24 protein-coding genes, 1 tRNA gene and 1 riboswitch are annotated in these 26,447 nt (G+C 62.1%); of the genes, 17 read left to right on the forward strand and 8 right to left on the reverse strand.

The annotated features are described in order from the left end of the window. Nucleotides 1-192 precede the first annotated feature (192 nt). Nucleotides 193-2,193, forward strand: a complete 2,001-nt coding sequence (rpoD, locus tag AC0IXR_RS04585) for an RNA polymerase sigma factor RpoD (protein WP_056431109.1) — start codon at nucleotides 193-195, stop codon at nucleotides 2,191-2,193. Between the two features lie 140 nt (nucleotides 2,194-2,333). Here the strand turns inward: rpoD and AC0IXR_RS04590 are convergent, their stop codons facing one another. Beyond that, a complete protein-coding gene (locus AC0IXR_RS04590) occupies nucleotides 2,334-2,723 on the reverse strand; it encodes a hypothetical protein (RefSeq protein WP_471759865.1) in 390 nt (129 codons plus the stop codon). 162 nt (nucleotides 2,724-2,885) lie between these two features. Here AC0IXR_RS04590 and AC0IXR_RS04595 point away from each other — a divergent pair, with 162 nt between their 5' ends. From AC0IXR_RS04595 to AC0IXR_RS04615, 5 genes are all read left to right on the forward strand, one after another. Next, complete coding sequence (locus AC0IXR_RS04595) at nucleotides 2,886-4,136, forward strand: adenylate/guanylate cyclase domain-containing protein (protein ID WP_056431106.1); 1,251 nt, start codon at nucleotides 2,886-2,888, stop codon at nucleotides 4,134-4,136. Nucleotides 4,137-4,201: 65 nt separating this feature from the next. Further along, a riboswitch (TPP riboswitch) is annotated at nucleotides 4,202-4,332 on the forward strand. Nucleotides 4,333-4,406: 74 nt separating this feature from the next. Further along, nucleotides 4,407-5,627: a glycine oxidase ThiO gene (thiO, locus tag AC0IXR_RS04600; RefSeq protein ID WP_471759866.1), complete on the forward strand. Its 1,221-nt coding sequence runs from the start codon at nucleotides 4,407-4,409 to the stop codon at nucleotides 5,625-5,627. Next, nucleotides 5,624-5,836: a sulfur carrier protein ThiS gene (gene thiS, locus AC0IXR_RS04605; RefSeq protein WP_471759867.1), complete on the forward strand. Its 213-nt coding sequence runs from the start codon at nucleotides 5,624-5,626 to the stop codon at nucleotides 5,834-5,836. The genes thiO and thiS overlap by 4 nt, the downstream gene beginning before the upstream one ends. Before the next feature lie 16 nt (nucleotides 5,837-5,852). Beyond that, nucleotides 5,853-6,647 carry a thiazole synthase gene (thiG, locus tag AC0IXR_RS04610; RefSeq protein ID WP_056452111.1) on the forward strand — a complete coding sequence of 265 codons (795 nt, stop codon included), beginning with the start codon at nucleotides 5,853-5,855 and terminating at the stop codon, nucleotides 6,645-6,647. Beyond that, complete coding sequence (locus tag AC0IXR_RS04615; RefSeq protein ID WP_471759868.1) at nucleotides 6,644-7,276, forward strand: thiamine phosphate synthase; 633 nt, start codon at nucleotides 6,644-6,646, stop codon at nucleotides 7,274-7,276. The genes thiG and AC0IXR_RS04615 overlap by 4 nt, the downstream gene beginning before the upstream one ends. Here AC0IXR_RS04615 and AC0IXR_RS04620 read toward each other — a convergent pair. The 6 genes from AC0IXR_RS04620 to map all read right to left on the reverse strand — a co-directional run bounded on the left by AC0IXR_RS04620 (nucleotide 7,273) and on the right by map (nucleotide 13,110). Continuing rightward, on the reverse strand, nucleotides 7,273-8,022 hold the full coding sequence (locus AC0IXR_RS04620) for a proteasome-type protease (protein ID WP_056431094.1): 750 nt from the start codon (nucleotides 8,020-8,022) through the stop codon (nucleotides 7,273-7,275). The genes AC0IXR_RS04615 and AC0IXR_RS04620 overlap by 4 nt on opposite strands. 57 nt (nucleotides 8,023-8,079) lie before the next feature. Then, nucleotides 8,080-8,907, reverse strand: coding sequence for a transglutaminase family protein (locus tag AC0IXR_RS04625; protein WP_056431091.1), 828 nt, complete (start codon nucleotides 8,905-8,907; stop codon nucleotides 8,080-8,082). Between the two features lie 36 nt (nucleotides 8,908-8,943). Beyond that, on the reverse strand, nucleotides 8,944-9,888 hold the full coding sequence (locus tag AC0IXR_RS04630; protein WP_056431088.1) for an alpha-E domain-containing protein: 945 nt from the start codon (nucleotides 9,886-9,888) through the stop codon (nucleotides 8,944-8,946). A gap of 68 nt (nucleotides 9,889-9,956) precedes the next feature. Then, entirely contained in the window at nucleotides 9,957-11,396 is a 1,440-nt protein-coding gene (locus AC0IXR_RS04635; RefSeq protein ID WP_056431086.1) for a circularly permuted type 2 ATP-grasp protein, read from the reverse strand. Nucleotides 11,397-11,534: 138 nt separating this feature from the next. After that, on the reverse strand, nucleotides 11,535-12,254 hold the full coding sequence (gene radC, locus AC0IXR_RS04640) for a RadC family protein (RefSeq protein ID WP_471759869.1): 720 nt from the start codon (nucleotides 12,252-12,254) through the stop codon (nucleotides 11,535-11,537). 25 nt (nucleotides 12,255-12,279) lie between these two features. Beyond that, nucleotides 12,280-13,110, reverse strand: coding sequence for a type I methionyl aminopeptidase (map, locus tag AC0IXR_RS04645; RefSeq protein WP_056431081.1), 831 nt, complete (start codon nucleotides 13,108-13,110; stop codon nucleotides 12,280-12,282). 271 nt (nucleotides 13,111-13,381) lie between these two features. On the opposite strand from map, the gene AC0IXR_RS04650 reads away from it, so the two are divergent. The 11 genes from AC0IXR_RS04650 to AC0IXR_RS04700 all read left to right on the forward strand — a co-directional run bounded on the left by AC0IXR_RS04650 (nucleotide 13,382) and on the right by AC0IXR_RS04700 (nucleotide 25,391). Further along, a complete protein-coding gene (locus AC0IXR_RS04650) occupies nucleotides 13,382-13,636 on the forward strand; it encodes a zinc-finger domain-containing protein (RefSeq protein ID WP_056431078.1) in 255 nt (84 codons plus the stop codon). Between the two features lie 33 nt (nucleotides 13,637-13,669). Then, entirely contained in the window at nucleotides 13,670-14,887 is a 1,218-nt protein-coding gene (locus tag AC0IXR_RS04655; protein WP_471759870.1) for an FAD-dependent monooxygenase, read from the forward strand. Nucleotides 14,888-14,924: 37 nt separating this feature from the next. Beyond that, nucleotides 14,925-15,011, forward strand: a tRNA-Leu gene (locus AC0IXR_RS04660). A gap of 149 nt (nucleotides 15,012-15,160) precedes the next feature. Next, nucleotides 15,161-16,984 (forward strand): phosphogluconate dehydratase, encoded by a 1,824-nt coding sequence (gene edd, locus AC0IXR_RS04665; protein ID WP_471759871.1) that lies wholly within the window; start codon nucleotides 15,161-15,163, stop codon nucleotides 16,982-16,984. A gap of 95 nt (nucleotides 16,985-17,079) precedes the next feature. Continuing rightward, on the forward strand, nucleotides 17,080-17,697 hold the full coding sequence (gene eda, locus AC0IXR_RS04670) for a bifunctional 4-hydroxy-2-oxoglutarate aldolase/2-dehydro-3-deoxy-phosphogluconate aldolase (RefSeq protein WP_471759872.1): 618 nt from the start codon (nucleotides 17,080-17,082) through the stop codon (nucleotides 17,695-17,697). Between the two features lie 563 nt (nucleotides 17,698-18,260). Continuing rightward, nucleotides 18,261-19,766, forward strand: coding sequence for an aspartate ammonia-lyase (locus AC0IXR_RS04675; protein WP_471759873.1), 1,506 nt, complete (start codon nucleotides 18,261-18,263; stop codon nucleotides 19,764-19,766). Between the two features lie 458 nt (nucleotides 19,767-20,224). Beyond that, nucleotides 20,225-21,826, forward strand: a complete 1,602-nt coding sequence (locus AC0IXR_RS04680; protein ID WP_056431069.1) for a porin — start codon at nucleotides 20,225-20,227, stop codon at nucleotides 21,824-21,826. A 403-nt stretch (nucleotides 21,827-22,229) separates the two neighbouring features. Then, the gene (locus tag AC0IXR_RS04685) at nucleotides 22,230-23,108 is read left to right on the forward strand and encodes an amino acid ABC transporter substrate-binding protein (RefSeq protein WP_311275136.1); all 879 of its coding nucleotides are present in this window, start codon (nucleotides 22,230-22,232) and stop codon (nucleotides 23,106-23,108) included. A 28-nt stretch (nucleotides 23,109-23,136) separates the two neighbouring features. After that, complete coding sequence (locus AC0IXR_RS04690) at nucleotides 23,137-23,859, forward strand: amino acid ABC transporter permease (RefSeq protein WP_056431064.1); 723 nt, start codon at nucleotides 23,137-23,139, stop codon at nucleotides 23,857-23,859. A gap of 57 nt (nucleotides 23,860-23,916) precedes the next feature. Next, nucleotides 23,917-24,609: an amino acid ABC transporter permease gene (locus AC0IXR_RS04695; protein ID WP_056431063.1), complete on the forward strand. Its 693-nt coding sequence runs from the start codon at nucleotides 23,917-23,919 to the stop codon at nucleotides 24,607-24,609. Between the two features lie 53 nt (nucleotides 24,610-24,662). Continuing rightward, nucleotides 24,663-25,391, forward strand: a complete 729-nt coding sequence (locus AC0IXR_RS04700; protein ID WP_196805484.1) for an amino acid ABC transporter ATP-binding protein — start codon at nucleotides 24,663-24,665, stop codon at nucleotides 25,389-25,391. 65 nt (nucleotides 25,392-25,456) lie between these two features. Here AC0IXR_RS04700 and AC0IXR_RS04705 read toward each other — a convergent pair whose 3' ends face one another. Beyond that, a complete protein-coding gene (locus tag AC0IXR_RS04705) occupies nucleotides 25,457-26,437 on the reverse strand; it encodes a substrate-binding domain-containing protein (protein WP_056431061.1) in 981 nt (326 codons plus the stop codon). Nucleotides 26,438-26,447: the final 10 nt, after the last annotated feature.

Raw genomic sequence — 26,447 nt, forward strand, 5'->3', positions numbered from 1 at the left:
ACGAAACAGGATTTAGGGTGCCGCTTGCGGCGCATGGTTAACAATCGGTCAAGCGTCGTGCTTGTACACCGAAATATGAGATATCGACGCGGTCGCCTCGTGCGCGCCGCACATCACAGAATGGTGGCGTGGACGACGCGGAGTGAGCCGAACGCTCCCGCTCAACGCGACCAGGGCAACAATAGGCGGAACATGGCGACGAAGGCAACGGAACGGGACGATGCGGATGCTGCTCCTGAGCAACAGACCGACGGACCGCTCCTCGATCTGACCGATGCCTCGGTAAAGCGGATGGTGAAGCTCGCTAAGAAGCGCGGCTACATCACCTATGAGGAGATCAACGAGGTGCTGCCTGAGGGGCAGTCCGATCCGGATCAACTCGAGGACGTGCTGTCACAGCTGTCCGAGATGGGCATCAACGTCGTCGAGGCCGAAGAGACCGAGGATGCTGGGGGCGACAAGCCCGCCAACGGTGAAGCGTCCGACGACGATGACGCCGCCGAAGGCACGGAAGTCGCCGAGATCGCCCCGACTAAGCCGCTCGCCGTTCGCGAGACGACGGCGAAGGAACCAACCGATCGTACCGACGATCCGGTTCGCATGTACCTGCGCGAGATGGGCTCGGTGGAGCTACTCTCCCGTGAGGGCGAAATCGCCATTGCAAAGCGCATCGAGGCCGGCCGCGAGGCGATGATCGCGGGCCTTTGCGAGAGTCCGCTTACCTTCCAGGCCATCATCATCTGGCGCGATGAGCTCGTCGACGGACGCGTGCTGCTGCGCGACATCATCGACCTAGAGGCGACCTATGCCGGGCCGGACGCGAAGAACGCTCCTCAGCTCACCGAGGGCGAGGATGCGGACGAGGCCGAGGCCGAGGCGCCGATACCCTCTGAGGGCGGCGACGACGAAGACGACATGGAGAACAACGTTTCGCTCGCGGCGATGGAAGCTGAGATCAAGCCGCGCGTTCTCGAGACATTCGACAACATCGCCAACAACTATAAGAAGCTGCGCAAGCTCCAGAACGAGCATGCCGATCTCAAGGCGGGTGGCGGAACGCAGACCTCCGCTCAGAGTCAAAAGCAGTCCGACCTCAAGGATACCGTCGTCGCCGACGTGAAGTCGCTGTCACTCAACTCGAACCGCATCGAAGCGCTGGTCGAGCAGCTTTACGACATCAATAAGCGCCTCATCAGCCATGAGGGGCGCCTCATGCGCTATGCCGAGAGCCACGGCGTCGCCCGCGACGAGTTCCTGCGCCACTACCAGGGCTGGGAGCTCGATCCGAATTGGATGGAGCGTGTCGGCAAGCTCGGTGGCAAGGGCTGGAAGAACCTTGTCGAGAAGGGCGCCAAGCAAGTTGCCGATCTGCGTGAGCAGATCCTTACGCTCGCGTCGGAGACCGGCTTGGAGATCGGCGAATACCGCAAGATCGTCAACATGGTTCAGAAGGGCGAGCGCGAAGCCCGTCAGGCCAAGAAGGAGATGATCGAGGCCAACCTCCGCCTCGTGATCTCGATCGCCAAGAAGTACACGAACCGTGGCCTGCAGTTCCTTGATCTGATCCAGGAAGGCAATATCGGTTTGATGAAGGCTGTCGATAAGTTCGAGTATCGTCGTGGCTACAAGTTCTCGACCTATGCCACGTGGTGGATCAGGCAGGCGATCACTCGCTCGATCGCCGATCAAGCGCGCACCATTCGCATTCCGGTGCACATGATCGAGACGATCAACAAGATCGTCCGGACCTCGCGCCAGATGCTGCACGAGATTGGCCGCGAACCGACTCCCGAGGAGCTGGCCGAGAAGCTGGCCATGCCTTTGGAGAAAGTCCGGAAAGTCCTGAAGATCGCCAAGGAGCCGATCTCCCTCGAAACGCCTATCGGCGACGAGGAGGATTCGCATCTCGGCGATTTCATCGAGGACAAGAACGTCGTTCTGCCGATCGATGCGGCGATCCAGTCGAACCTGCGCGAGACCACCACTCGCGTGCTGGCCTCGCTGACGCCGCGCGAGGAGCGTGTGCTGCGCATGCGCTTCGGCATCGGTATGAATACCGACCACACCCTCGAAGAGGTCGGTCAGCAATTCTCTGTCACGCGTGAGCGTATCCGTCAGATCGAAGCCAAGGCGCTGCGGAAGCTGAAGCACCCGAGCCGCTCCAGGAAGTTGCGAAGCTTCTTGGACAACTGAGGTCGGATCGTTCCGCGTTTCAGGCGACGATCATCTTTCAGAATCTAGAATGGCGCATCCCTCGGTGCGCCATTCTCGTTCAGGGCCTATGACCCGTAAATAAGGGACGCGACGGCTCGTCGGCCTTGGCCACCTACGCGTCAATAGCTTGCCGCACGCGATGGGTCGAAGCCGCGCTTGCGCGAATAGATACTTTCTGCATTCGGCATGATGGCTCCCGCCATAGGATTTACGGGATTGGTGGCCCTAAGCTTTTGCCGAGATGCGTCCGTTCCACAGCCATTGCACAAGGACGCGATAGCCCGTTCACCGCGCCGGGCGATCCGTTCATTGAAGGTTGCCTGGCGCCGGCTGCTGGTTTCGTTCGATTCGGAGAAGCTCGATGTTGTCCGAGCATGAGCCTCGTCGCCTGCTGCAGCCTGCGCGCGGGATGGCGTGTTCGCGGCCGGAAGCGATACAGGCTCGGCCTTTGCCACCCCGGTACACGTCATGGCGATCACGAGGGCGACAACGCGATGTGCGAAAGGCATGGGCTGATCCGATGGTAGAGATAGAAAATCGGCGTCACGATCGGCCGGTGATGGCCAATTCCATATTACCGTGGCACCAATAGGACGACATTTTCGTGGGAACTCGTGACGAACTTGACGGCACCTGTTGTCGCCCCGCCCACTCCGACCCACTTTGGCATCATGCTCGATCTTAGTCCGCCCCATCCTCCGCCGACTGCCGATGCAGACGGGTCGGAGGCGAATGACGTACCGTTCGGGTCGCTGCAGGAGAGTGTCGCCCTCAGGGATTGGCTTTTGAGCGAGGGGGCTCGTCTGCCGCAGGCGGATGATCTTCTGGCCGGGATGTCTGAGCGGTTGATCGCTCTCGGTGTCCCTGTCGATCGCGCATCGACCGCCATCGACACGTTGCACTCCGAGTATTCAGGCGTGGGTCGTTTTTGGACGCGCGAGACTGGCTCGACGGTCCGCTTGTTCCCGCACGGCGATGCATCCGACCGTGCCTATCGAGATAGTCCGTTCTTCACCGTCCACGAGACCGGTGAATGGCTCATCGTCGATCTGAATGACACGAAGGATCTACGGTACTCGATCATTCCCGAACTCAAGGCCGAAGGTTACACTCACTATATCGTTGCGCCGTTGTTCTTTACCAATGGCACGCGTAACGGCATCACCTTCGCAACTCGCGCGGTCGGCGGCTTTCGAGACGAAGACATCGCGATCCTCCGTTTCGTCATGCCCACGCTGGCGGCAGTGATGGAGATGCGGATCGTCAACAAGACGCTGGATCAGGTTCTACGAATTTATGTCGGTGACGAGCCTCACCGAGCTATTCTCTCCGGTGATATCCGCCGGGGGCAAGTCAAGCGTATTCGATCTGCGATTTTTTTTGCAGATATGCGTGACTACACCCAGATTTCGGCAAATATGACACCAGAGGAGGCTGTGGACCTCCTCAATATCTTCTTCGATTGCCTTGTGCCGGCCGTCGAGCGCGAAGGTGGCGAAGTGTTGAAATACCTCGGCGATGGGCTGCTGGCGATCTTCCGCGAACGCGGCGACGACCTTGGCGGAGCCGCTAAAGGCGCACTCATCGCAGCGCGAACGGCCCTAGCCGCACTCGACGAGGCAAATGCCATTGGTCGGTTCGCTCAACCCGTCGTTGCGGGTATCGCTCTCCACCATGGCGAGGCGGCCTATGGAAATGTCGGATCGGGCGCCCGGCTCGACTTCACCGTCATCGGCCGCGATGTGAACCTTGCAAGCCGCCTCGCGCGCCTGAACAAGACGCTTGGAGAGCCGCTTCTCATGTCGAAACCGTTCGTCGATTTCCTCTGGGACGAGTCGGAAGCTCTCGGCGAACACGACCTCGATGGATTCGCCGAACCAATGGGCGTCTATCGGCCCGGGAGAACACCTGTGCCCGTCTGACACGGGTTCTTGTATCCTGAGGCTCCCCTGGGGATTGACCGAGGCGCGATCGTTACCCACATGATGCTCGTTCCAGGGAGATCCCCGTCAAGGGGCTGAGAAACCTATGAGCTTTGGCCATGAGCCTGGGCGGCGCGGAAATCCTTTGAACCTGAACCGGCTCATACCGGCGTAGGGATTGGACCGCGGGTTTCTCTCGAAGGGAGCTCGGCACGCTTCGGATCGGAGCTGAAGGACACCAATCTTTGCGAAGCATCGCGGAGGTTGTTTTTGGACGTCTCAGCTAACCCGACCATCGGTTCCCGCAGAGCGACGGGTATCGTCATTGATAGCAAAGCGTTGCCAACCCGAAGCGATGTCGTCGTTGTGGGCGCCGGATTGATCGGTCTCTCTTGTGCGTGGCGTCTGGCTCAAGCCGGGCTGAGCGTCACGGTCATCGAGCGCGACACCGTCGGCGTCGGCGCGAGCCTCGCCGCAACGGGGATGCTGGCACCGGCTGCGGAGCATGAGCCGGGTTCGGATCCTCTACTGCCTCTGGCGCTTGAGAGCCTGGCACGCTGGCCGGGCTTTCGCGACGAACTCCAGGCCGCCTCGGGTATCAGCATCGACTACCGGGAGGAGGGGACTCTCGTCGTAGCCATCGGTCGCGATGAGGTCGACCGCCTTCGATTTCGGCACGACCTGCAGATCCGGTCCGGACTTTCCGCCCGCTGGTTGCCGGGGTCGGAGGTTCGTGCTTTGGAGCCTACCCTACGCCCCTCCGTGACGGCTGGTCTGTTCTGCCCTGACGACCATCAGGTCGATCCACGTCTCGTCATGGCCGGGCTCACCCGCGCCATTCAGGCTGCCGGTGTCACCATCGTAGAGCACTGCGCAGTTGAGGCGCTCGATTGGGTAGGCCACCGGGTCTGCGGTGCTGCCACGTCTCGCGGGCATATCTCGGCGGCGACCCTGATCCTTGCAACCGGTGCCTGGAGCGGCGATGCCAGCCTTCTTCCCGATGAACTCGCTTTGCCGGTGAGACCCTTGCGGGGTCAATCTCTGGCGCTGAAGACTACAACACGGACGGGCAATCTTTCGCACATGGTCTGGACCGAGCAGGTCCATATGGCCCCGAAGGCAGATGGCCATCTCATCATAGGCGCCACGGTCGAGGATTGCGGCTTCGTCCCCGGCGTCACCGCCGGTGGTCTTTATGCGTTGTTAGAGGGAGCGCGTCGGGTTCTACCCGGCATTGAGGAGATGGAGGTCGAGGCGGTCTGGAGTGGTTTTCGGCCAACCTCCGACGACGATGCGCCGATCATCGATACTCTGGCTCCTGGCCTCGTGGTCGCCACCGGGCATCACCGCAACGGATATCTTCTCGCTCCAGCCACGGCCGATTGCGTGGCCGAGCTCGTTACCACCGGCGCGTTGCCCGATATCGCAAGCAGTTTCGGTCTCGCTCGATTCCACCGATCTGAGCAGCGCGAGAGGAGGGCCTTCGCATGAAGATCAGCATCAACGGACAGCCTCGCGAGATCGAGGCCGGAGATGTGTCGGCGCTCTTCCGGCTCGAGGCGGAGCTAACCGGTATTGAAAGCCCGCAGGGCATTGCCATCGCGGTGAACGGCACGGTCGTTCGCCGGCGGGATTGGGAGACGACTGCCATCACGGAAGGCGACAAGGTCGAGATCGTGCGTGCCATGCAGGGCGGATAGCCGGAGGACAATCATCATGAACGGACGTACGATCGAAACCGCTGCGGACGATGCATTGGTCATCGCCGGCGTGGCCTTGAGCTCCCGCCTCTTCATCGGCACTGCTGGTTATCCAACGCAGAGCATCATGGTTGATGCGGTCGAAGCATCCGGTGCAGAGGTCGTCACCGCCTCGATTCGCCGCGTCTCGCTGCAAGGCCATGGTTCGGATACTGTGCGGCGCCTGAAGGGCTATCGTTTCCTGCCCAATACTGCTGGCTGCGAGACTGCTCGCGATGCGATCATGACCGCCGATCTCGCCCGTGAAGCCCTCGATACGAACTGGATAAAGGTCGAAGTCATCGGTGACCGGGAAACGCTCTATCCGGACGTGTCCGAATTGCTGGCAGCTTGTCGCCATCTCGTCGATGATGGGTTCGTCGTCCTGCCCTATTGCAATGACGACCCCGTCGTATGTCAGCGGCTTGCTGATATCGGCTGCGCGGCGGTGATGCCGATGGGCTCCCTGATCGGGTCTGGTATGGGGGTCGCCAACCCCGCTAATCTCGAGTTGATCTGTCGTCGGGCCAGTGTGCCGGTCATTGTCGATGCCGGAATCGGCACCGCTTCCGATGCTGTGGTCGCCATGGAGCTCGGCGCGGCGGGCTGTCTTCTCAATACCGCTGTGGCCAAAGCGGACGATCCGGTTCGCATGGCTCGCGCCATGCGTCATGCGGTCGAGGCCGGTCGCCTCGCCCATCTTGCTGGGCGAATCCCTAAGCGAGGCCGCGCCGATCCGTCGAGCCCACAGCTCGGTCTCGTGGGCTCGTGACGCTGAAACCATCAGGTCTACTCGTCGTAACGGACCGGACGGGGAGTGACATCCCGTTAGTTGAAAGGGTCGAGGCGGCCCTCGCCGGCGGTGTCCGCTGGATCTGGTTCAGGGACCGCGATCTCGACGCGGCCTCTCGCCAATCCCTTGCCGAAGACCTGATCATTCCGGTGCGTAGGATGGGTGCCGCTTTCATTGTGGGGGGAGACGTGGCGCTCGCCTGTGCGATCGGAGCAGACGGTGTCCATCTCGGTGGTGGCGCCAAGCGAGAGGATATCCTTTCCGCAAAGCAACAACTTCCATCCGTATGCCTGATTGGCATCTCGGCCCATTCTCCAGCCGAGATCGACAGGGCCGCCGAACTGGGCGTGGACTATGCGACCCTTAGCCCAATTTTCGAGACGCAAAGCAAGCCGGGATACGGGCCCGCACTCGGGCCGGCTGCGCTCCAATCTGCTCGTAGGCGTGAGATACCGGTCCTTGCCCTAGGGGGAATCAGCCCGCTGAATACCCGCGCCTGCCGCAATGCCGGCTTTGCCGGAATTGCGATCATGGGCGGGGTCATGAGGGCCAAGGATCCGGAGGGGGCGGTACGTGCCTATCGCGAAGCCTGGGAGGCTCCGGGCTAGCGCGGGGCAGGCCCGTAGGGAGGACGTGGGATAGCCCGGTGCGCCGCGCGCAGAGCGGCCGACCACCGCTCCCGCAAATCGTGGAAATATGACTCTCCCGCCTCGATCCGATGGCTCACCTCAAGGTCGAGGGCATCGCGTCGGCACACGGCGATATCGATCGGCAAACCCACACCCAGATTCGAACGCATCGTCGAATCCATGGAAACGAGGCCCACCTTCAGGGCGTCATAGAGGTCCGTCTCGAACTTCACGGCCCGATCGAGGATGGGCTTGCCGTATTTATGCTCACCAATCTGAAGGAACGGTGCGTCGGTGCTGCACTCGATGAAGTTTCCGGCCGAGTAGATGAGAAACAGGCGCATCGGCTCATTGCCGATCTGACCGCCGAACAGCAGCGAGATGGAGAATCGCAGGTTCGCTGCCTCGAACCCGGCCTTCTCGATGGCACGCACACGGCGGATCGCCTTGCCGATGAGCTGGGCCGCCTGAAACATCGTCGTGGTTTCGGTGATCTTCAGTGTAGGTTCGCCGTCATCGCCAGAGACGCCCTCGGCCAACATGCTGAGTACCGACTGCGTCACAGACAGATTGCCAGCCGAGGCCAGCATCATCACCCGTTCGCCCGGCACGTTGAAATGATGCAGCTTGCGATAGGTCGAGATGTCGTCGAGTCCCGCATTCGTGCGGGTATCGGCAACCATCACGAGTCCTTCCTCGACGAGGAGCCCGACGCAATAGGTCATGATACCGATACCCCCGATGGCCCGAGAATCTCGAGCCATGCCTCACGATGCGACAGATTAAACCTGGACGGCGGCTTGGACCTGTTCGACGCGAAGCTTTACTTCGAGCGTTTCAGTCCCGCCACCCATCCGGCTGCCTCTGATCGGGGCCGCACCCAAATAATCCAGCCCGATGGCGACACGGATATGCGCCTCGGTCGTAGCGATACCATTTGCAGGGTCGAAACCTACCCATCCAAGGCCGGGCACCAGGGCTTCCGCCCAAGCATGCCCCGCTCCCTGGTCCTCCCCGCCTTCGGCGTGGAAGAAATAGCCCGAGACGTAGCGAGCAGGAATCTCGAGATGTCGCGCGGCCGCGATGAAAATATGGGCGAGATCCTGGCAGACGCCCTTTCCGGCGGCAAAGGATTGCGCCGCGGTGGTGCTGGCGCTGGCCGGACCCGGCTCGAACGCGACCGTGTCGAAGACAGCGGCAAGGAGACGGTGGAGGCAGGGGAGCACTGAGGAATCCCCTTCGTCGACCACGCTTTTGGCAAACGCCTGAAGCTCGGTATTGGCCACCGCCAAATCGGAATCGCGCAGGTAGAAAACGTCTGGAAGGCGTTCCACCGTGCCGCGGACGATCCCGTGCATCTCGTTGGTGTCGACTTCGCCGGTCACCCGGATGGTCAGGGCATCCGCAGGCTCGTCCGCCGTGAACCAGTGCGTGACATTACCGAAGCCGTCCTCGCGCTCGCTGACCCGCCCATCCACAGACGGCTCGATCCGCCAGCGACGGACGTATTGCCCGTCATGGTCACGCGGACGAAGACGCAAGAGTTGGATCAGGCCGCGAGCGGGCTGCTCGTAAGTGTAGTTGGTCTCATGGAAAACGCGGATGCGCATGGACGTCTCTTGCAGAGCTCAGGATTCGACGGAACCCTACACCAGATATTGTTCGATGACGGCCGCGCCGAGGCGATTGTTCTCGACGATAAAGGCGGTGACAAACTCGTGTAGCCCCGACCGGAAGACCCGGTCGATATTCTCGCTTTCAAGGCGTGCGAGAGTGTTGCTGGCCAATCGCTGACTAGCCCCACGCCTGCCATAGGCGTCGGCGATGAGATCGAGATGCTCCACCAGCATGCCGTAGCAATTTGTCAGGGAGCGCGGCATCTGCCGGTTCAGAATGAGCAGGTCGGCGACCAGAAGCGGTTTGACGCTTTCACGGTAAACCCAATGATAAGCGTTAAAAGCCGAAACCTCACGAAGGATCGTAGTCCATTGGAAATAATCAAGGCTTCCACCGACTTTCTCAGTGGCCGGCAGAAGAATACGGTATTTCACATCAAGGATACGGGCGGTATTATCCGCCCGCTCAATGGCGGTGCCGAGTCTTGTGAACCAATAGGCGTCGTTCCGTAGCATCGTACGATAGGCTGAGCCGTCGAACGCGAGGGACACACCTTTCACCCATTCGAGGAAACGGCTGAACTCATCGCGAGTGAGGTCACGACCTTCGTAGTTGCGCAGTTCGAGCCAGGCACCGTTGATCGCGTCCCACATTTCCGTGGTCAGTGCAGTACGCACGGACCTCGCGTTTTCTCGCGCCGTCTCGATGCAGGAGCGGATCGAAGAAGGGTTGTGCGGTGAGAAAGCCAGGAAGTTGCACACGGTCGCTTCGTTGACGCTGTCATAAAGCGTCTTGAACACTTCCGGATCTCCCGCCGAAGCCAGTGCCGACGCCCATTCGTTGGTCTCGCCACCGCCATAGCTCGACGGCAGGGCCGCGAGCCGGTGAGCCGCATCGAGGATGCGAGCCACGAATTCGGCCCGCTCGGCGTAGCGCGAGAGCCAGTAAAGATTGTCGGCGGTCCGGGACAGCATGGGCTTCCGTTAAGGCGATAGACGAGAAAACGATCCACCTCTCGCGCGAGGTGAGTTCGAACGTGATGTCAGGCGTCGAGTACCCAAGTGTCTTTGGTGCCACCGCCCTGGCTCGAATTGACGACGAGCGACCCTTCCTTGAGGGCAACACGTGTCAGACCGCCGGGAACGATCCTGATTTCGTCGGAGCCGCATAACACGAACGGTCGCAGATCGACGTGGCGCGGTGCGACGCCGGATGCAACGAATGTTGGGCACGTTGAGAGAGCAAGGGTCGGCTGGGCGATGAACCCATCCGGTGAGTGGCGGAGCTTGCGCCCGAAATCTTCGATTTCCCGCTTCGTGGCATGCGGACCGACCAGCATGCCGTAGCCCCCCGACCCGTTGACTTCCTTCACGACGAGATCGGCCAGATTATCCATCACGTAGGAGAAGGCCTCCTTTTCGCGGCACCGGTATGTCGGCACGTTGTGAAGGATGGGCTCCTCGCCGGTGAAGAATTTCACGATCTCCGGCATGTAGCTGTAGACCGCCTTGTCGTCCGCGATACCGGTGCCGACCGCGTTGGCAAGGGTTACCGTCCCGCGCTCATAGGCATTCATGAGGCCGGGCACACCGAGAACCGAATCGGGGCGAAACACCAGGGGGTCGAGGAAATCGTCGTCCAGGCGGCGGTAGATGACATCGACTCGGCGCGGGCCTTCCGTGGTGCGCATGTAGACGACGTCGTCCTTGGTGAAGAGGTCAGATGCCTCCACCAGATCGACGCCAAGCTTGTCGGCCAGGAAGGAGTGTTCGTAGAAAGCCGAATTGTAGCGACCGGGGGTGAGCAATACGACGGAGGGATCTCGGGTCGCCGTCTGCGGGGCCAGGCTGCGTAGGGTCGCGAGCAGGGAATCCGGATAATTTTCCACCGGCGCCACGCGATGGCGCGAAAACAATTCGGGGAAGAGCCGCAGCATCACTTCCCGGTTCTCCAGCATGTAGGAGACGCCGGACGGCGTGCGGGCATTGTCCTCGAGCACGAAGAAGTCGTTCTCGCCGGTACGGACGATATCGATACCGGCGATGTGCACATAGAGATCGTGCGGGACTTTGAAGGCCCGCATCTCCATCCGGTAGTGCGGATTGCGATAGACCAGATCAGCCGGAATGATCCCGGCTTTGATGCATTCCTGCGCGCCATAGATGTCGCTGAGGAAGGCATTGATCGCGGTGACGCGCTGTTTCAGCCCGCGCTCCAGGAAGCTCCATTCCGGCTTGGTGATAACCCGTGGGATGATGTCGAAAGGGATCAGTCGCTCAGTGGATTCGTTTGCACCGTAAACGGCGAAAGTGATGCCGATCCGCCGAAACAACATTTCGGCTTGACTACGACGCGTATTGAAATGCTCGGGCGGAGTCGTGTCGAGCCAGGATTTCAGACTGTCATAGGCTTCTCGTACCGCGGAATCGCCCATTGCGGCGCCGGGTATCCCATTCATCTCGTCGAACGCAGCGAGCGCCATTCGCGCCTCCCCTTTTATCTCGGCATCGTCGCAAGAGGCGCGCCACCGGGTCGATGTGCACGTCACATCAGGCCGACGTTGTCTCCCGATCGCCGTCCGCCAAACGATCCGCCTAATCCCAACGTCAGAGTAGCACGTTCAGATCAGCTTCAACCCTTTCAGACTCGCGTGTCCATCGCGTCCGAGAATGACATGGTCGTGGACGATAATTCCCAGTGGATCGAGGATTCCAACAATCTCCCGCGTCATCTTGATATCCGCCGCCGACGGTGTCGGATCACCGGATGGGTGATTGTGGGCAAGGATGATGGCGGTGGCCGAGAGTTCGAGGGCGCGGCGGGCGACTTCACGTGGATAGACCGGAGTATGGTCGACGGTGCCCCGACCTTGAACTTCGTCGGCGATGAGGTGGTTGCGTTTGTCCAGGAACAGCACGCGGAACTGCTCGCGCGGCGAAAAGGCCATGGTCGCGCGGCAATACTCGAGGAGTGCAGCCCAGGAGGACAGCAAGGGGCGCGCGGCGATGGCACCCCGAGCGAGGCGATGGCCGGCCGCCTCGATCAGCTTGATATCGGCGATCACGCCCTGGCTGACACCGTCCACCTCCGCGAGGCGGTTCGGCTCTGCGCTCACGACTTCCGCAAAACTGCCGAACCGTTGAATCAAAGCCTTTGCCAGGGGCTTTACGTCCCGCCGCGGGATCGCTCGAAAGAGAACGAGTTCGAGCAGCTCATAGTCGGGCAGAGCATCGGCGCCGGCTTGGGCGAATCGGGCCCTCAACCGGTCGCGATGTCCGAGATAATGCGGTTCCAGCGATCCTGTGGTCTCGCTCGCCGATGCGACGGGGAGGCGCGTCATCGTGTTGCCTCCGGATCGATCGCTTTCAGGCAGATGGATTGATTGGCTGATGCAGGCCTTTGGGCGAGAAGGTGAACACTTCTACCCCGGTTTCCGTCACGGCTACGGTGTGCTCGAACTGAGCCGAGAGCGATCGATCTCGGGTTACTGCTGTCCAGCCGTCCGAGAGAACCTTCACCGCCGGCCTACCGAGATTGATCATGGGTTCGACCGTGAAGAATTGTCCGGGCTGAAAGGCCACGTCGTAGCTCGGCTCGACATAATGCAGGATGGTCGGCGCATCATGATAGGTGCGACCCAGACCGTGCCCGCAGAAATCTCGCACCACCGAGCAGCGCTCCGCTTCGGCATAGGCCTGGATCGCGCGGCCGATATCCGTAGTCGAGCCTCCCGGTTTGATCGCCGCAATGCCACGCATGAGGCATTCGTGGGTGATCTCGCACAGGCGTGCCGCCTTACGCGGCACCTCGCCGACATAGGCCATGCGGCTGCTATCCCCGTGCCATCCGTCGACGATCAAACAGATGTCGAGATTGACGATATCGCCCTCGCGCAAGGGCTTGTCGTTGGGGATCCCATGACAGACGACGTGGTTGATCGATGTGCAGATCGATTTCGGGTAGCCTCGATAGAGTAGCGAGGCCGGGTAAGCGCCGTTATCCATGGCGAATTCGTAGGCCAGGCGGTCGAGCGCCTCCGTAGTCACACCCGGCGCCGTGGCTTCCATCAGCACGTCGAGGGCTTCCGCCGTCAGGCGACCGGCCTTGCGCATGCCCTCGAACCCTTCGGGACCGTGAATCGGCGGCCGAGGCGCGCGGCGTCCGCCTTCGACAACGGCCTGTTCGTTCTGGGTCATGACAAGTGTGGTTTCGTAAAAGCAGCGGTGAGAACCATCTATCTACGGCGGCATGCGCTGGAGGCCAACCCTAGACGGTAGACGGTTTTGCCGGCAGCGACTGCTTTTCCGGTTTCGTGTTCGGTGAAGGCAATCCGCCGCTGGCTTTTTGCTGGGCCTGGGGAATCGTCGGCGCTAGGCTTCACGCCGCCGAGGGGCTAGAGAATGCCTGCGATGGACCAATGTTGCCCGGTCGGGGGTCACCTCGGCGGGCCGGAGGCAGGATCGGGCGATGGCTGACAAGGCGGTGCCGCATTTCCACAACGACCTCGGGGTCGCCCTCATCGAAGTGGGCTCGAAGGAGTTCATGTGCATCGGCGCCAAGCCGCCCTTCGATCATCCGCACGTGTTCCTCGATATGGGGAGCGATGACGAGATCATCTGCCAGTACTGCTCGACGCTTTACCGCTACCGCGCGACCCTCAAAGCTGGGACTGCCGATCCGGCCGCCGCCGTCTGGGATGACCACGGGGCGAAGGCGGCCTGATCGCGTAGAGTTTCGTAGCGACGAGACCCGCAGGTGTCCGACGATTCTCATGGCGTTCGAATCCCTTCAGTCAGGACTGGCCTTTCTGTAGCTATCGTCGGCGCGGGCATTGGAGGCCTGACTGCCGCTCTCGCTCTCGATGCCGCCGGGCATGAAGTGACGCTCGTCGAGCGGAGGACGGGGTTCAGTGAGGTCGGGGCCGGCCTGCAGCTCTCTCCGAATGCGAGCCGCGTTCTCATTGGGTTGGGCCTCGGTGCGGCCCTTCGCAGGGCGGCGAGCGAACCGCCAAGGGTCGTGGTGCATGCCCTCGGGACGGGCCGCGAGATCGGCGGTGTCGAACTCGGTGCCGATCTGCGCAGTCGCCATGGCGCCCCCTATTATGTCATCCACCGGGCCGATCTGCAGACGCTCCTTCTCGATGCCGTCCGTAGCCGGCCGGGAATCCGGTTGCTTATGGGGCGGGATGTGCGAGGGCTGGCCGAGTCGGCCTCCTCCGTCGAACTGACACTAGAAAGCGGGCAGGGTTCGAAAACCGACACGCTGGCGGTCGATCTCGTGGTTGGCGCCGACGGTGTGCGATCCACGCTGCGGGGCCATTTCGACGGAAAGCCCTTGCGGTCCTGCGGAGAGGCTGCCTGGCGGGCGACGATACCGATCGATTCCGCCCCGCCGGAACTACAGGGCGACGAGACCGGTCTTTGGCTCGGGCGTCGACGGCACGTCGTGCATTACCCGATCCAGGGTGGACGGAGCATCAACATCGTGGCGGTCGTGCCCGAGCGCATCGGCAGCGAGGGTTGGGGGCAGCTCGGCGAGTCTGCGGTCCTGCGAGCGCAGTTTCCGGACGCGACCCCTGTTCTTGCCGAGCTTCTGACTGCACCTGATTCCTGGCTGGTCTGGTCGCTCGTCGACCGGCCGACTGCGCGACCGATGGCGCGGGGGCGGGTGGCCCTGCTAGGCGATGCGGCCCATCCCGTCCTACCGTTCCTGGCTCAGGGCGCAGCGCTCGCCATTGAGGACGCAGCCGTCCTCGCCGTGACGCTGCGAGCCGATGACGTAGCGGGATCGATGGTGGCCTACGCGAAACGACGCGTGCCTCGTACCAAGCGTGTGCAAGCGGCGGCACGCGGCAACGGCCGGACCTATCATGCCGGGGCGCTCCTCGGTTTTGCCCGTAATACCGTGATGCGCCGGCTCGGTCCCACCGGAATGGGCCGCCGCTACGACTGGCTCTACGGCTGGGCGCCTTGATCTCGGAGCCTCGCCTCGTTACCGCTGATCTCGTAATGCGGACGTGGCGAAACCGGTAGACGCACGAGACTTAAAATCTTGCGGCTGAAAGGCTGTGCGGGTTCGAGTCCCGCCGTCCGCACCATCACCCGCTTCGAACCGCGATGGCCTGAAACGTGCTGAGCCGATCCGGTCATTGATCGTACCGCGCGGCGACCGATCTATCGCCTGCGGGACGAGCCCTCTACGTTCCTGACAGCAGGTGGCTTCGCATCAGCGAGGGAAGGATCTGCCATGACCGAACTTCACCCGGAAGTCGCAGCCGTCACTGAGCGCGTGGTGACGCGCTCCAAGGCGAGCCGGCGCGCCTATCTCGACCTGATCGCCCGCGAACGCGACGGCGGCGTGCACCGGCCGATGCTCAATTGCGGCAACCTCGCCCATGGCTTCGCGGCCTCCGGCGAGGACAAGGCGGTGATCAAGGCCGGCCGGGGCATGAATATCGGCATCGTCACCGCCTATAACGACATGCTCTCTGCGCATCAGCCCTATGGCCGCTACCCTGAGCAGATGAAGTTGTTTGCCCGCGAGGTCGGGGCAACGGCGCAAGTTGCAGGCGGGGTCCCCGCCATGTGCGACGGCGTCACCCAGGGGCAGCGCGGCATGGAACTGTCGCTGTTCTCACGCGACACCATCGCGCTCTCCACGGCGGTCGGCCTCAGTCACGGCATGTTCGACGGGGCGGCCCTGCTCGGCATCTGCGACAAGATCGTGCCGGGCCTGCTAATCGGCGCCCTGCGCTTCGGGCACCTGCCGCAGATCCTGATCCCGGCCGGGCCGATGCCCTCGGGCCTTGCCAACAAGGAGAAGCAGCGCATCCGCCAGCTCTATGCCGAAGGCAAGGTCGGCCGCGACGAGCTGCTGGAATCGGAATCCGCCTCCTATCATGGGGCGGGAACCTGCACCTTTTACGGCACCGCCAATTCCAACCAGATGATGATGGACGTGATGGGCCTGCATATGCCCGGCGCCTCTTTCATCAATCCCGGCACGAAGCTGCGCCAGGCGGTGACCCGCGCGGCCGTCCACCGGCTCACGGAGATCGGTGCCTCCGGCAACGATTACCGGCCCCTCGGGCGCTGCGTCGACGAGAAAGCCATCGTCAACGCGATCATCGGCCTGTTGGCCACCGGCGGCTCCACCAACCACGCTATCCACCTGCCGGCCATCGCCAGGGCCGCCGGGATCATCGTCGACTGGGAGGATTTCGACCGGCTCTCGGCGGTCATTCCGCAGGTGGCAAAGGTCTATCCCAACGGCTCCGGGGACGTGAACCACTTCCACGCCGCTGGAGGCATGTCCTACGTCATCGCCAGCCTCATCGACGCGGGCCTGCTTCACGACGACATCCTCACCGTGGCCGGCAGGCGCCTGCGCGACCATGCCCGCGACCCGAAGCTGATCGAGGACGAGCTAGTGTTCGAGGACGCGCCGGCGGCTTCGCATGACGAGAGCATCCTGCGCGGCCCCGCCAACGCCTTCCAGCCGGATGGCGGGATGCGGCTGGTGAAGGGCAATCTCGGCCGTGCCACTTTCAAGACCAGCGCCGTCGACCCTTCGCGCTGGACGGTGGAGGCTCCGGCTCGGGTGTTCGACGATCAGGACGACGTCATGGCCGCCTTCAAGGCGGGTGAACTGGAGCGGGACGTCGTGGTGGTAGTGCGGTTCCAGGGACCGAAAGCCAACGGAATGCCCGAACTCCACAAGCTGACGCCGCAACTCGGTGTCCTTCAGGATCGTGGTTTCCGCGTCGCCCTCGTGACCGACGGGCGCATGTCCGGTGCGTCTGGCAAGGTGCCGGCCGCGATCCATCTGAGCCCGGAGGCCCTCGGAGGCGGCCCACTCGGAAAGCTTCGCGACGGTGACATCGTTCGCCTGAGCGCCGAGGATGGTACGCTTCAAGCGCTCGTCGATCCGTCCGAATGGGAGACGCGGGGAGATGCGACAGCGCCTCCGCCGGCTTTCGGTACCGGGCGGGAGCTTTTTGCCTTCATGCGCCATGGGGCGGATGGCGCCGAGCAGGGCGCTTCCGCGATGCTCAGCGCCGCCGGACTCTAGCCAACGCTGTCCGGTCCGGGGAGGGCGCATTGGCTCTCTGAATGACGCTTCCACGACCGACCGAACACTCTACCCTTCGCCAAGGACGGTTCTCAATGACGACCATCGACGCGCTGATGCGCTCCGTTCCCGTGATTCCCGTCCTCGTGATCGAAGAGGCCGCCCATGCTGAGCCGATCGCCAGGGCCCTCGTCGATGGCGGCCTGACGGCGCTGGAGGTCACCCTGCGGACCCCTGCTGCCCTCGAGGTGATCCGCATCATGGCGCAGGTTGAGGGGGCCGTCGTCGGCGCGGGCACCGTGCTCAACGAGCGGGATCTCGATGCGGCGATGGAGGCGGGCGCGCAGTTCATCGTCAGCCCGGGTCTCACCGATCCGCTGACGAAAGCCGCGCTAGACCGCGGCATTCCCTTCCTGCCGGGGATCGCCAATGCCGCCGACATCATGCGCGGCCTCGATCACGGGCTCGACCGGTTCAAGTTCTTTCCTGCCGAGGCCGCCGGGGGCGTCAAGGCGCTGAAGGCCCTCACCGGCCCGTTCGGAAAGGTCTGTTTTTGCCCGACGGGTGGAATCACCGAAGCGACGGCACCGGACTGGTTGGCCGTCGGCCAAGTCCTCTGCGTCGGCGGCAGTTGGGTCGTGCCGGCCGGCGAGCCGCAGCCTGAAGCAATCCGTAGGGCAGCAAGGGTCGCGTCAGGCCTACGAAGGAAATGACCCGCCAAGAGGAGTACTCTCGGATGCGCAGTCCTGCGGTGTGGCGGCATGGGTTCAGCTAAGGCCGCCGCATCCGGGAGGCGTCATTGGACAGGATCTTCACCGCTGCGCCACAACGATTGAGGCAATCATAGCAGCGCTAAAGCGCTCGATAGCTTCACTTAAATATCTCGCCGCAAAGCATGGACTGACCTCCAAGACGTCGTGATGTGGTGAAAGCGTGTCTTCTTGGAGGACGCGGCGACGGGGTCGAAGACGCCACTCTCTTCCGTGCTTGCGACCAACGAAGCGGCGGTCATCGTCACCTTCCACCGGCACAAGCTTTTGTCGCTCGACGATTGTTTCTACGCGCTCCGGGTAGCCGCCTCGCACCTCATCCGATCATCGCTGCATCGGCGTCTGCAGCGACGCGGAATGAGTCGATAACCTGAGGTCGGCGGCTATTCATGCGGCTTCAGGACTGAGCCGATGTCAGGATTGGACCTCCAAAGCGCTTGACGGTCGTGCCGCCGCGTGTGGCCTTCCGCAGAGCCGCTGCGAGCGCAGGGCGAGGGAGAAGATCGATGGCGACGGACACGCAGACGGTCACCGAGATACCGACCGAGAACATCGCTGTCGCAACAGTGCGAACCGTCGAGATGGAGGGCGCACGGACTCGCACGGAGCACGACCTTCTCGGTTACGGCGAAGTCCCCGCCGACGCCTATTGGGGGATCCATACCAAGCGCGCGGTCGCGAACTTCCCCATCACGGGTGTTCCGGTGGGGCACTTTCCTGAATTCGTAAGAAGCCTCGCTCTTGTGAAGCAGGCCGCTGCGCGCGCCAACCGGCGACTTGGCTACCTGGCCGCCGACAAGGCCGACGCCATCGACCGCGCCTGTATTCTCGTCGCCACTGAGCCGCGCTTTGCCGAATCCTTCGTGGTGGATGCGATTCAGGGCGGCGCTGGCACGTCGACCAACATGAATGCCAACGAGGTGATCGCCAATGTCGCCCTGGAACTGATGGGGCACCCGCTAGGGCATTATGAGGCGCTCCACCCCAATGACGACGTCAACATGGCGCAATCCACCAACGACGCCTATCCGACGGCGCTGAGACTTGCGGTCATTTTCGCCACCCAGCCGCTCATTAAGGCGCTCGACGACCTCGCCTACGCTTTCAAGGGCAAGGCCGTTGAGTTCGCCGATGTCCTCAAGATGGGCCGCACCCAACTCATGGATGCGGTACCGATGACCCTCGGCCAGGAATTCGATGGGTTCCACGCCACCATGAAAGAGGACGTGGCCCGGCTGAATGAGATCGTCGGGCTGTTCCGCGAGGTCAATCTCGGTGCCACAGCCATCGGCACCGGAATCAATGCCGATCCTCGTTACGCATCCCTGGCGGTGGAAGAGCTGTCACGCATTTCCGGGCACCCCATGGTCCTTGCATCGAACCTGATCGAGGCGACATCCGATCTCGGAGCGTTCGTTCTGTTCTCCGGCGTGCTGAAACGCGTGGCGGTCAAGCTCTCTAAAATCTGCAACGATCTGCGCCTGCTTTCCAGCGGCCCGCGCACTGGGTTCGGCGAGATCCGGCTGCCGGCCGTCCAGGCCGGTTCATCGATCATGCCGGGTAAGGTCAACCCGGTGATTCCTGAGGTGGTCAACCAGGTCGCCTTCCTGGTGATTGGCCACGACCTCACCGTGACCCTCTGCGCAGAGGGAGGCCAGCTTCAGCTCAACGCCTTCGAGCCGACGATCGGGTATTGCGTTCTCAGCTCCCTGCGCATGCTTACCGCCGCGGTCGATACCCTCACGAAACGGTGCATCGAAGGGATCGAGGCGGATCGCGAACGCTGCCGCTCCCTCGTCCATGGTTCGATCGGCCTCGTTACCGCCCTTGTGCCGGCCCTGGGGTACGAGGCTTGCTCCAGAGTCGCCCAACGTGCCTTGGCAGAGAATCACCCCGTCGCCGAGATCGTGTTGGAGGAAGGATTGCTGACGGAGAATCAGCTCGAGCATCTGTTGGAGCTCGAAGCCATGACACGTCCTTCGCGTGTGAGACGGACCAATCAGGGGGCCTGACGGCTAACGCGTCCCGACTGCCCCGTCGTTCCGGTACAGGCGCTGGAACGGGGTCCTGGCTCTCTTCATGACGGTTCAGTGACGGTGCAGAGCACAAAAACTAAGCAAAGGGTGCGCTGGCGTGAACAAGTAATGCCATTAGCGCAGCGCGATGCATTGCTTTTCTTCTCCGGGGCCAACCTCTGCACAGCATGCGACCTCAGCGATGACATGGTTTGCCGCCTGACAAACGTTGCAACGCCGCCACAGCGGTTCACAACCGCCGTGGCATTCACGATTCCGAGTTGCCCGGCGGGACCCGCTCGCACAGAGTGAAAACGCACTGGGGAAACCCCGGGGCACAGCCGGAACGGGGCGATGAAACGCTCCCCTGGCTAACAAATAAAGGCAAACGAACATCGGTCGACGCCGTGTTGAAGTTGCCTATCCCTCGGGTCTCGAAGCTTTTGGAGATATCAATGAAGCTCTTGAAGAGCTCACTCCTCGGTACCGCCGCAGGTTTTGCGTCGGTCGTTGGAGCGCATGCCGCCGATCTTCCTGTGAAGAAGGCCGTGCCGATCGAATACGTCCGCGTCTGCTCCGCCTACGGCGCCGGCTTCTTCTACATCCCCGGAACGGACACCTGCATCCGTCTCTCGGGCCGTGCCCGCCTCGACATCGGCTACCAGCCGACGGACAGCCGTTCCGGCTCGGGCAATGGTGACACGACCGGCTATATCGGCCTCGCTCGCATCAACGTCGATGCCCGCACCCAGACGGCCTACGGCACCCTGCGCGCCTTCACCCGTATCCAGTTCGCCTCGCGCACCGGCGGCACCGGCGGCCTCCGCTCCGGCACCCAAGAGCGCATCGGCTCCGCCTTCGCTGCAACCGGTCAGGATCAGGCTGGTCGCGCTCAGCAGTTCGTGAACACCGATAAGGCGTTCATTCAGTTCGCCGGCCTCACCGCTGGTCGCGCCTCCTCGTTCTTCGACTTCTACGCTCACGACTTCGAGTTTGCTGGCGCGACCCTGAACTCCGACGTTCAGTCGACCAACCTGCTCGCCTATTCGGCTAAGTTCGGCGAAGGCTTCTCCGCCACGGTCTCGCTCGAAGACCCGACCTTCCGTCGCAACACCGTCTACTCGCAGACCTTCGGGGCGACTGGCGTGACCGGCGCTCCGTCTCCGGTTCTCGTCGGACTCGGCGCAACGAACACGTTCCAGAACTTCGACGTGTCGCAGCGTAACCGGATGCCCGACTTCGTCGGCGTTCTGCGCTACGATGCTGCCTGGGGTTCGGCTCAGATCTCAGCTGCCGTCAAGGAAATCAACGTCCAAAATCCCGTTGGATCTACCTTCGCTGTGGCTTCGGTTCCCGGTCTTGGTGGGACTGCTGTGACCGGACATCCCTCGAGCGAGTACGGCTGGGCTGTCCAGGGTGGCGTGAAGATCAACACCCCGTTCATCGCTCCGGGCGATACGCTGTACCTGCAGGGAGCCTACGGTGAGGGTTCGACCCTCTACACGGGCTACTCGTCCTACAACGGCAGCTACACCGCGATTGCCAGCACCATCAACGGCGCTGCCTTCGATCCCTTCATGTCCGACGCCACGCTGAACCCTCTCACCGGCAAGATCGAAACCTCCACCAGCTTCACGGTGGTTGGCTCGTTCCTGCACTACTGGTCGCCTGAGTGGCGTTCGGCCGTGTTCGGCAGCTACGGCGAGCTCTCCTTCGCCCGTGGCGCTCGCGCCGCCAATGCCGCTGCTTTCCAGACGAATGGTGCCACCACTCAGTTCACTGGCACTCCCGGCACAGTCTCGTTCGACGTGAGCCCGGTTCTCCGTGACACCTACCAGATCGTCGCCGGCGCAAGCCTGATCTGGTCGCCGGTGAAGGACCTCGATATCGGTGTCGAGGGCTTCTACACCAAGGTCGGCGTTCAGAACGGCCGTGTCGTGGATCGCACCCAGTCGAGCGGCACCGTCAACGCTGCGAACATCGCCTCCGGCGCCGTTCGCACCGTGACCGCCGACGATACCTACCAGGTGCGTATGCGCGTCCAGCGCGACTTCTAAGCCTCTGCGATCTTGGGGTTGGCGCTTCGTGCGCCGACCCTGGGGGATGCAAGGAAACGGTTCAAAATGGGCTCGGCTGAAAAGCCGGGCCTTTTTCATGACTGCCGCACATCGATAATCGGCCTCTTCCTTCTGGATCCGGTGATTTCAAACGCAGGGCATTGTCTCGCCAAAAGCGATCTAGCCCGCTCGCACGGCACGTTGATTGCTATAGTCTTCCTGAGCGGTTGACATCTCCGGTGGTCCCTTATTCACCGATTGCGATGGGCGCGACCGCTGCTACGTTGAGCCTCGAGAGCCGATCATTCGGTCGGCGGAAACCCCTTCGGGAGTTAGCCTTCACATGCATTTTGGTCATCACAGGTCCGTCGCTCTGAAGGCGACGGTCGTCCTTGCATCGGCAATGAGCTTCACGCTCGGCGCAGCCGGCGCCAATGCCCAGGAACTGACCGGCACCCTCAAAAAGATCAAAGAGACCGGTGAAATTACGATCGGCTATCGTGACGCCTCCGTTCCGTTTTCTTACCTCGACGGTGATCAGAAGCCGGTCGGATACGCCTTCGAGATCTGTAAGAAGATCGCCGAAGCGGTGAAGACCAACCTGAAGCTCACGAAGCTCGAGGTGAGGCTCAATCCCGTCACCTCCGCCACACGCATCCCGCTGATCGCCAACGGCACCGTCGATCTCGAATGCGGTTCGACCACGAACAACGTCGATCGCCAGAAGCAGGTCTCCTTTACGAACACCCACTTCCTCACCGCGACCCGCTACGTCGCGAAGAAGTCGGCCAAACTCGACACGATCGAGGATCTCAAGGGTAAGACCGTCGTCTCCACCTCGGGCACCACCAATATCCGTCAGATCAACGAGGCCAATACCGCGCGCAACCTCGGCCTGACGATTCTGCCAGCCAAGGATCACGCTGAAGCATTCTTGATGGTCGAGACCGGCCGCGCCGCTGCCTTCGTGATGGACGACGTGTTGCTTGCCTCGCTGGCCGCCAGTTCCAAGGAGCCCGGTGCCTACGCCATCTCCAGCGAGGCCCTGTCGAAGCCCGAGCCCTACGGCATCATGCTCCGCAAGGATGACGCGCCGTTCAAGGCCGTGGTCGATGAGGCGACGTCCAAGCTCTACAAGAGCCCCGAGGGCAAAGCCTTGTACGAGACCTGGTTCACCAAGCCGATCCCGCCGCGCGGCATCAATTTGAACCTGCCCATGAGCGAGCCGATGATCAAGGCCTTCGCGTCGCCGAGCGACAGCGCCGACCCGGCCGCTTACTAAGCCGCCGCACGGGAGCAGACGACAGGCGATGAATTACAACTGGAACTGGCGGGTCTTCTTCGACCCGTCGCCGGAAGGCACCGGTACTTATGCCGACATGCTTCTCTCTGGCCTGTCTTGGACGATCGCCACGGCGCTCTGTTCCTGGATCATCGCCTTCTCCCTCGGCTCGCTCATTGGGGTGCTGCGCACCCTTCCGAGCCGGGGGGCTCAGCGGATCGGCACCATGTATGTGGAGCTTTTCCGGAACATTCCCCTGCTGGTTCAGATGTTCCTCTGGTTCTACGTCGTGCCGGAGCTCCTTCCCGGCTCCTGGGGGACTTGGCTGAAACAGCTGCCCAATGCATCGTTCTACACGGCGGTCATCTGTCTCGGCTTCTTCACCGCATCACGAGTCGCTGAGCAGGTCCGAACCGGCATCGAGACCTTGCCCCGTGGCCAGCGGATGGCCGGCACCGCCATCGGTCTCACCACTTGGCAGACCTATCGCTACGTGCTGCTGCCCAATGCCTACCGGGTGATCCTACCCCCGCTGACATCGGAGTTCTTGAACAACCTGAAGAATACGTCGGTGGCGCTCACCATCGGTCTGCTCGAACTGACCGCGCGGGCGCGCTCGATGCAGGAATTCTCTTCGCAGGTCTTCGAATCCTTTACGGCAGCCACGGTGATCTATCTCGGCATCAGCCTGATCGTGGTGACCCTGTCGAGCAAGCTCGAGACACGTATCGCTGTCCCGGGATCGCGCTGATGCCCGCACCATCCGCCTTCCCATCCTTCGCGACCGCCAGACGGGACTAGAGGACCGATGTTTACGGATTTCGACTTCGGGGTCGTCCTCTCATCCTTGCCGTACCTGTTCGGTACGGGAATGGTGTTCACGCTGACGCTCACCGCACTCGCCGCCTCGGGCGGCATCATTCTCGGCACCGTCATAGCGATGATGCGACTTTCCGGGATCGCTGCTCTGGCGATCCCGGCCAAGATCTACGTGAACTTCATGAGGTCGCTGCCGCTCGTGCTGGTGATCTTCTGGTTCTACTTCCTCGTTCCCTATATCGGACAGTGGATGACGGGTGCTTCGCGTCCGATCTCGGTCGGCGCTTTCACCTCAGCGCTCGTAACGTTCACCTTGTTCGAGGCGGCGTTCTTTTCGGAGATCATGCGCGCCGGCATCCAGGCAATTCCGAAGGGGCAAACATCCGCGGCCCAGGCCATCGGCCTCACCTACGGGCAGACCATGCGGACAGTGATCCTGCCTCAAGCCTTCCGCAACATGCTGCCCTTGCTGCTGACCCAGACCATCGTACTGTTCCAGGATACGTCCCTCGTCTACGTTATCTCGCTTACCGATTTCCTCGGTGCCGCATCCAAGGTGGCTCAGCGCGATGGGCGTCTCGTGGAAATGTATCTGTTCGCGGCTGCGATCTATCTGGTGATTTGCATCACCGCCTCGACTCTCGTCCGGCGCCTGCAGCGCCGTGTCGCCATCATTCGCTAAGCTTTCGAGGATCCGCCATGTCCGCCATCGATCCCCAGGCTTCGGCAAAGCCGATGATCGCCATCGACAACATCAGCAAATGGTACGGCCCGGTTCAGGTTCTAAACGGGTGCACGACCCAGGTCACCAAGGGCGAAGTCGTCGTGGTCTGCGGTCCTTCAGGCTCCGGCAAATCCACCCTGATCAAGACCGTCAACGCTCTGGAGCCGATTCAGAAAGGGGCCATTACCGTCGATGGTATCGGTGTTCAGGCGAAGGGCACCAACCTTCCCAAGCTTCGTGCGCGCGTCGGCATGGTGTTCCAGCATTTCGAGCTGTTTCCACACCTGTCGATCATCGACAACCTCATGCTCGGCCAGTGCAAAGTCCTCGGACGGTCGAAGGACGATGCACACGATCGCGGCCTCAAGCTCCTCGGTCGTGTTGGTCTCTCGGCGCACTCGCATAAATATCCGGGCCAGCTTTCCGGTGGTCAGCAACAGCGCGTCGCCATCGCCCGCGCCTTGTCGATGAACCCCATCGTCATGCTGTTCGATGAGCCGACCTCGGCTCTCGACCCCGAGATGGTCGGAGAGGTGCTGGATGTGATGATCGAGCTCGCCCGCGAGGGTATGACGATGATGGTCGTCACCCACGAAATGGGCTTCGCTCGGAAAGTCGCCAACCGCGTCGTCTTCATGGATCGTGGGGAGATCGTCGAAGACGCTACGAAGGACGACTTCTTCGACAAGCCTCGCTCGGAGCGGGCTCAGACCTTCCTCTCAAAGATCCTGGCTCACTGACCTGCAGACGAAGGGCGAGGGCCGCATCGACTCTCGTCCCTCTAGGATTACTCAAATGATCTCGCTCACGCATAACCCGGTGTGATTGCAGCACGATGGTTTATTGCTGCTCTGATCGCCTCCAAGCGTGGTAGGCCAACGAACGACCTCACGGCGAGGAAGTAGGTTTCCTCACCGAGGGGCAGATATGCGAGACTGAAGCGTTTCGCGATGGCGCGGGTGCCCATTCCAACGTCCGCTGCACCTGAAGCGATCAAGGCCGCGACGGCCTGATGCGTGAACTCTTCCGTCTGGTAGCCTTGGATGTCCGGCCCGTTGACGCCGGCTTCCACGCATAATCTGTCAAACCATATCCGTGTGCCCGCACCCCGCTGTCTGTTTACAAAGCGGAGACCGGTCGCTGCCAAGTCCACGATGCCGGAGATGGCGAAGGGATTGCCCGCCTCCATCATGAGGCCTTGTTCCCGCCGTAGAACCGGAAGGGCGATCAGGTTCGGATCGGCCAGAACGTCAGCGAAGATCGTGCCCGGCTCTGGGACCGCCGCGCCGAAATGAAACCCCGCACCATCGACCTGACCGTTTTTCAATTGTGCGAGGGCATCCGTGCTCCCAGCAATCGAAACCGTTATGTCGCCCATGGAGTGAAGCGCATCCAGCAACACTGAATCGTGGCTCACTGCCAATGCCAGGGGTGCGGTCGCAAGGCCTGACAGAACGGCGAGGGCGATCTCCAATCGCCTCTCTTCCAGCCCGATGATTTCCTGGCTCGCTCGCGACGCACGACCGAGTGCCTCGAGAAAGACAGTGCCGAAAGATGTCAGAACGGTACCGTGGCCCTTCGTCTTGCTGATGACCGGCTGTCCTAGGATATCCTCCAAGAGGGTGAGACGGCCCCACGCGGAGCGATAGGACACGTGCAGTCGCATCGCTGCGCCTTGAAGCGAGCCTTCCGAGGCGACCGCATCCAAGAGCGCCAGCGTGGGGCCAAACGCGATGCGCCCCTTCGCCACCGAGATGATGCCATCGACAAACAACTCGACCTTCATAGGCACGTCG

Source organism: Methylobacterium sp. AC832 (assembly GCF_979256025.1).

Coding starts and splice junctions, on each gene's coding strand:
- radC (WP_471759869.1), bottom strand. CDS start 12,254: ATGACGCGCCTCCCCGTCGCATCGGCGAGCGAGACCACAGGATCGCTG.
- AC0IXR_RS04590 (WP_471759865.1), bottom strand. CDS start 2,723: ATGCCTTTCGCACATCGCGTTGTCGCCCTCGTGATCGCCATGACGTGT.
- thiS (WP_471759867.1), top strand. CDS start 5,624: ATGAAGATCAGCATCAACGGACAGCCTCGCGAGATCGAGGCCGGAGAT.
- edd (WP_471759871.1), top strand. CDS start 15,161: ATGACCGAACTTCACCCGGAAGTCGCAGCCGTCACTGAGCGCGTGGTG.
- AC0IXR_RS04650 (WP_056431078.1), top strand. CDS start 13,382: ATGGCTGACAAGGCGGTGCCGCATTTCCACAACGACCTCGGGGTCGCC.
- thiG (WP_056452111.1), top strand. CDS start 5,853: ATGAACGGACGTACGATCGAAACCGCTGCGGACGATGCATTGGTCATC.
- eda (WP_471759872.1), top strand. CDS start 17,080: ATGACGACCATCGACGCGCTGATGCGCTCCGTTCCCGTGATTCCCGTC.
- AC0IXR_RS04685 (WP_311275136.1), top strand. CDS start 22,230: ATGAGCTTCACGCTCGGCGCAGCCGGCGCCAATGCCCAGGAACTGACC.
- AC0IXR_RS04625 (WP_056431091.1), bottom strand. CDS start 8,907: ATGCGCATCCGCGTTTTCCATGAGACCAACTACACTTACGAGCAGCCC.
- AC0IXR_RS04630 (WP_056431088.1), bottom strand. CDS start 9,888: ATGCTGTCCCGGACCGCCGACAATCTTTACTGGCTCTCGCGCTACGCC.
- AC0IXR_RS04635 (WP_056431086.1), bottom strand. CDS start 11,396: ATGGCGCTCGCTGCGTTCGACGAGATGAATGGGATACCCGGCGCCGCA.
- AC0IXR_RS04680 (WP_056431069.1), top strand. CDS start 20,225: ATGAAGCTCTTGAAGAGCTCACTCCTCGGTACCGCCGCAGGTTTTGCG.
- rpoD (WP_056431109.1), top strand. CDS start 193: ATGGCGACGAAGGCAACGGAACGGGACGATGCGGATGCTGCTCCTGAG.
- AC0IXR_RS04705 (WP_056431061.1), bottom strand. CDS start 26,437: ATGAAGGTCGAGTTGTTTGTCGATGGCATCATCTCGGTGGCGAAGGGG.
- map (WP_056431081.1), bottom strand. CDS start 13,110: ATGACCCAGAACGAACAGGCCGTTGTCGAAGGCGGACGCCGCGCGCCT.
- AC0IXR_RS04690 (WP_056431064.1), top strand. CDS start 23,137: ATGAATTACAACTGGAACTGGCGGGTCTTCTTCGACCCGTCGCCGGAA.
- AC0IXR_RS04620 (WP_056431094.1), bottom strand. CDS start 8,022: ATGACCTATTGCGTCGGGCTCCTCGTCGAGGAAGGACTCGTGATGGTT.
- AC0IXR_RS04695 (WP_056431063.1), top strand. CDS start 23,917: ATGTTTACGGATTTCGACTTCGGGGTCGTCCTCTCATCCTTGCCGTAC.
- AC0IXR_RS04700 (WP_196805484.1), top strand. CDS start 24,663: ATGATCGCCATCGACAACATCAGCAAATGGTACGGCCCGGTTCAGGTT.
- AC0IXR_RS04595 (WP_056431106.1), top strand. CDS start 2,886: ATGCTCGATCTTAGTCCGCCCCATCCTCCGCCGACTGCCGATGCAGAC.
- AC0IXR_RS04675 (WP_471759873.1), top strand. CDS start 18,261: ATGGCGACGGACACGCAGACGGTCACCGAGATACCGACCGAGAACATC.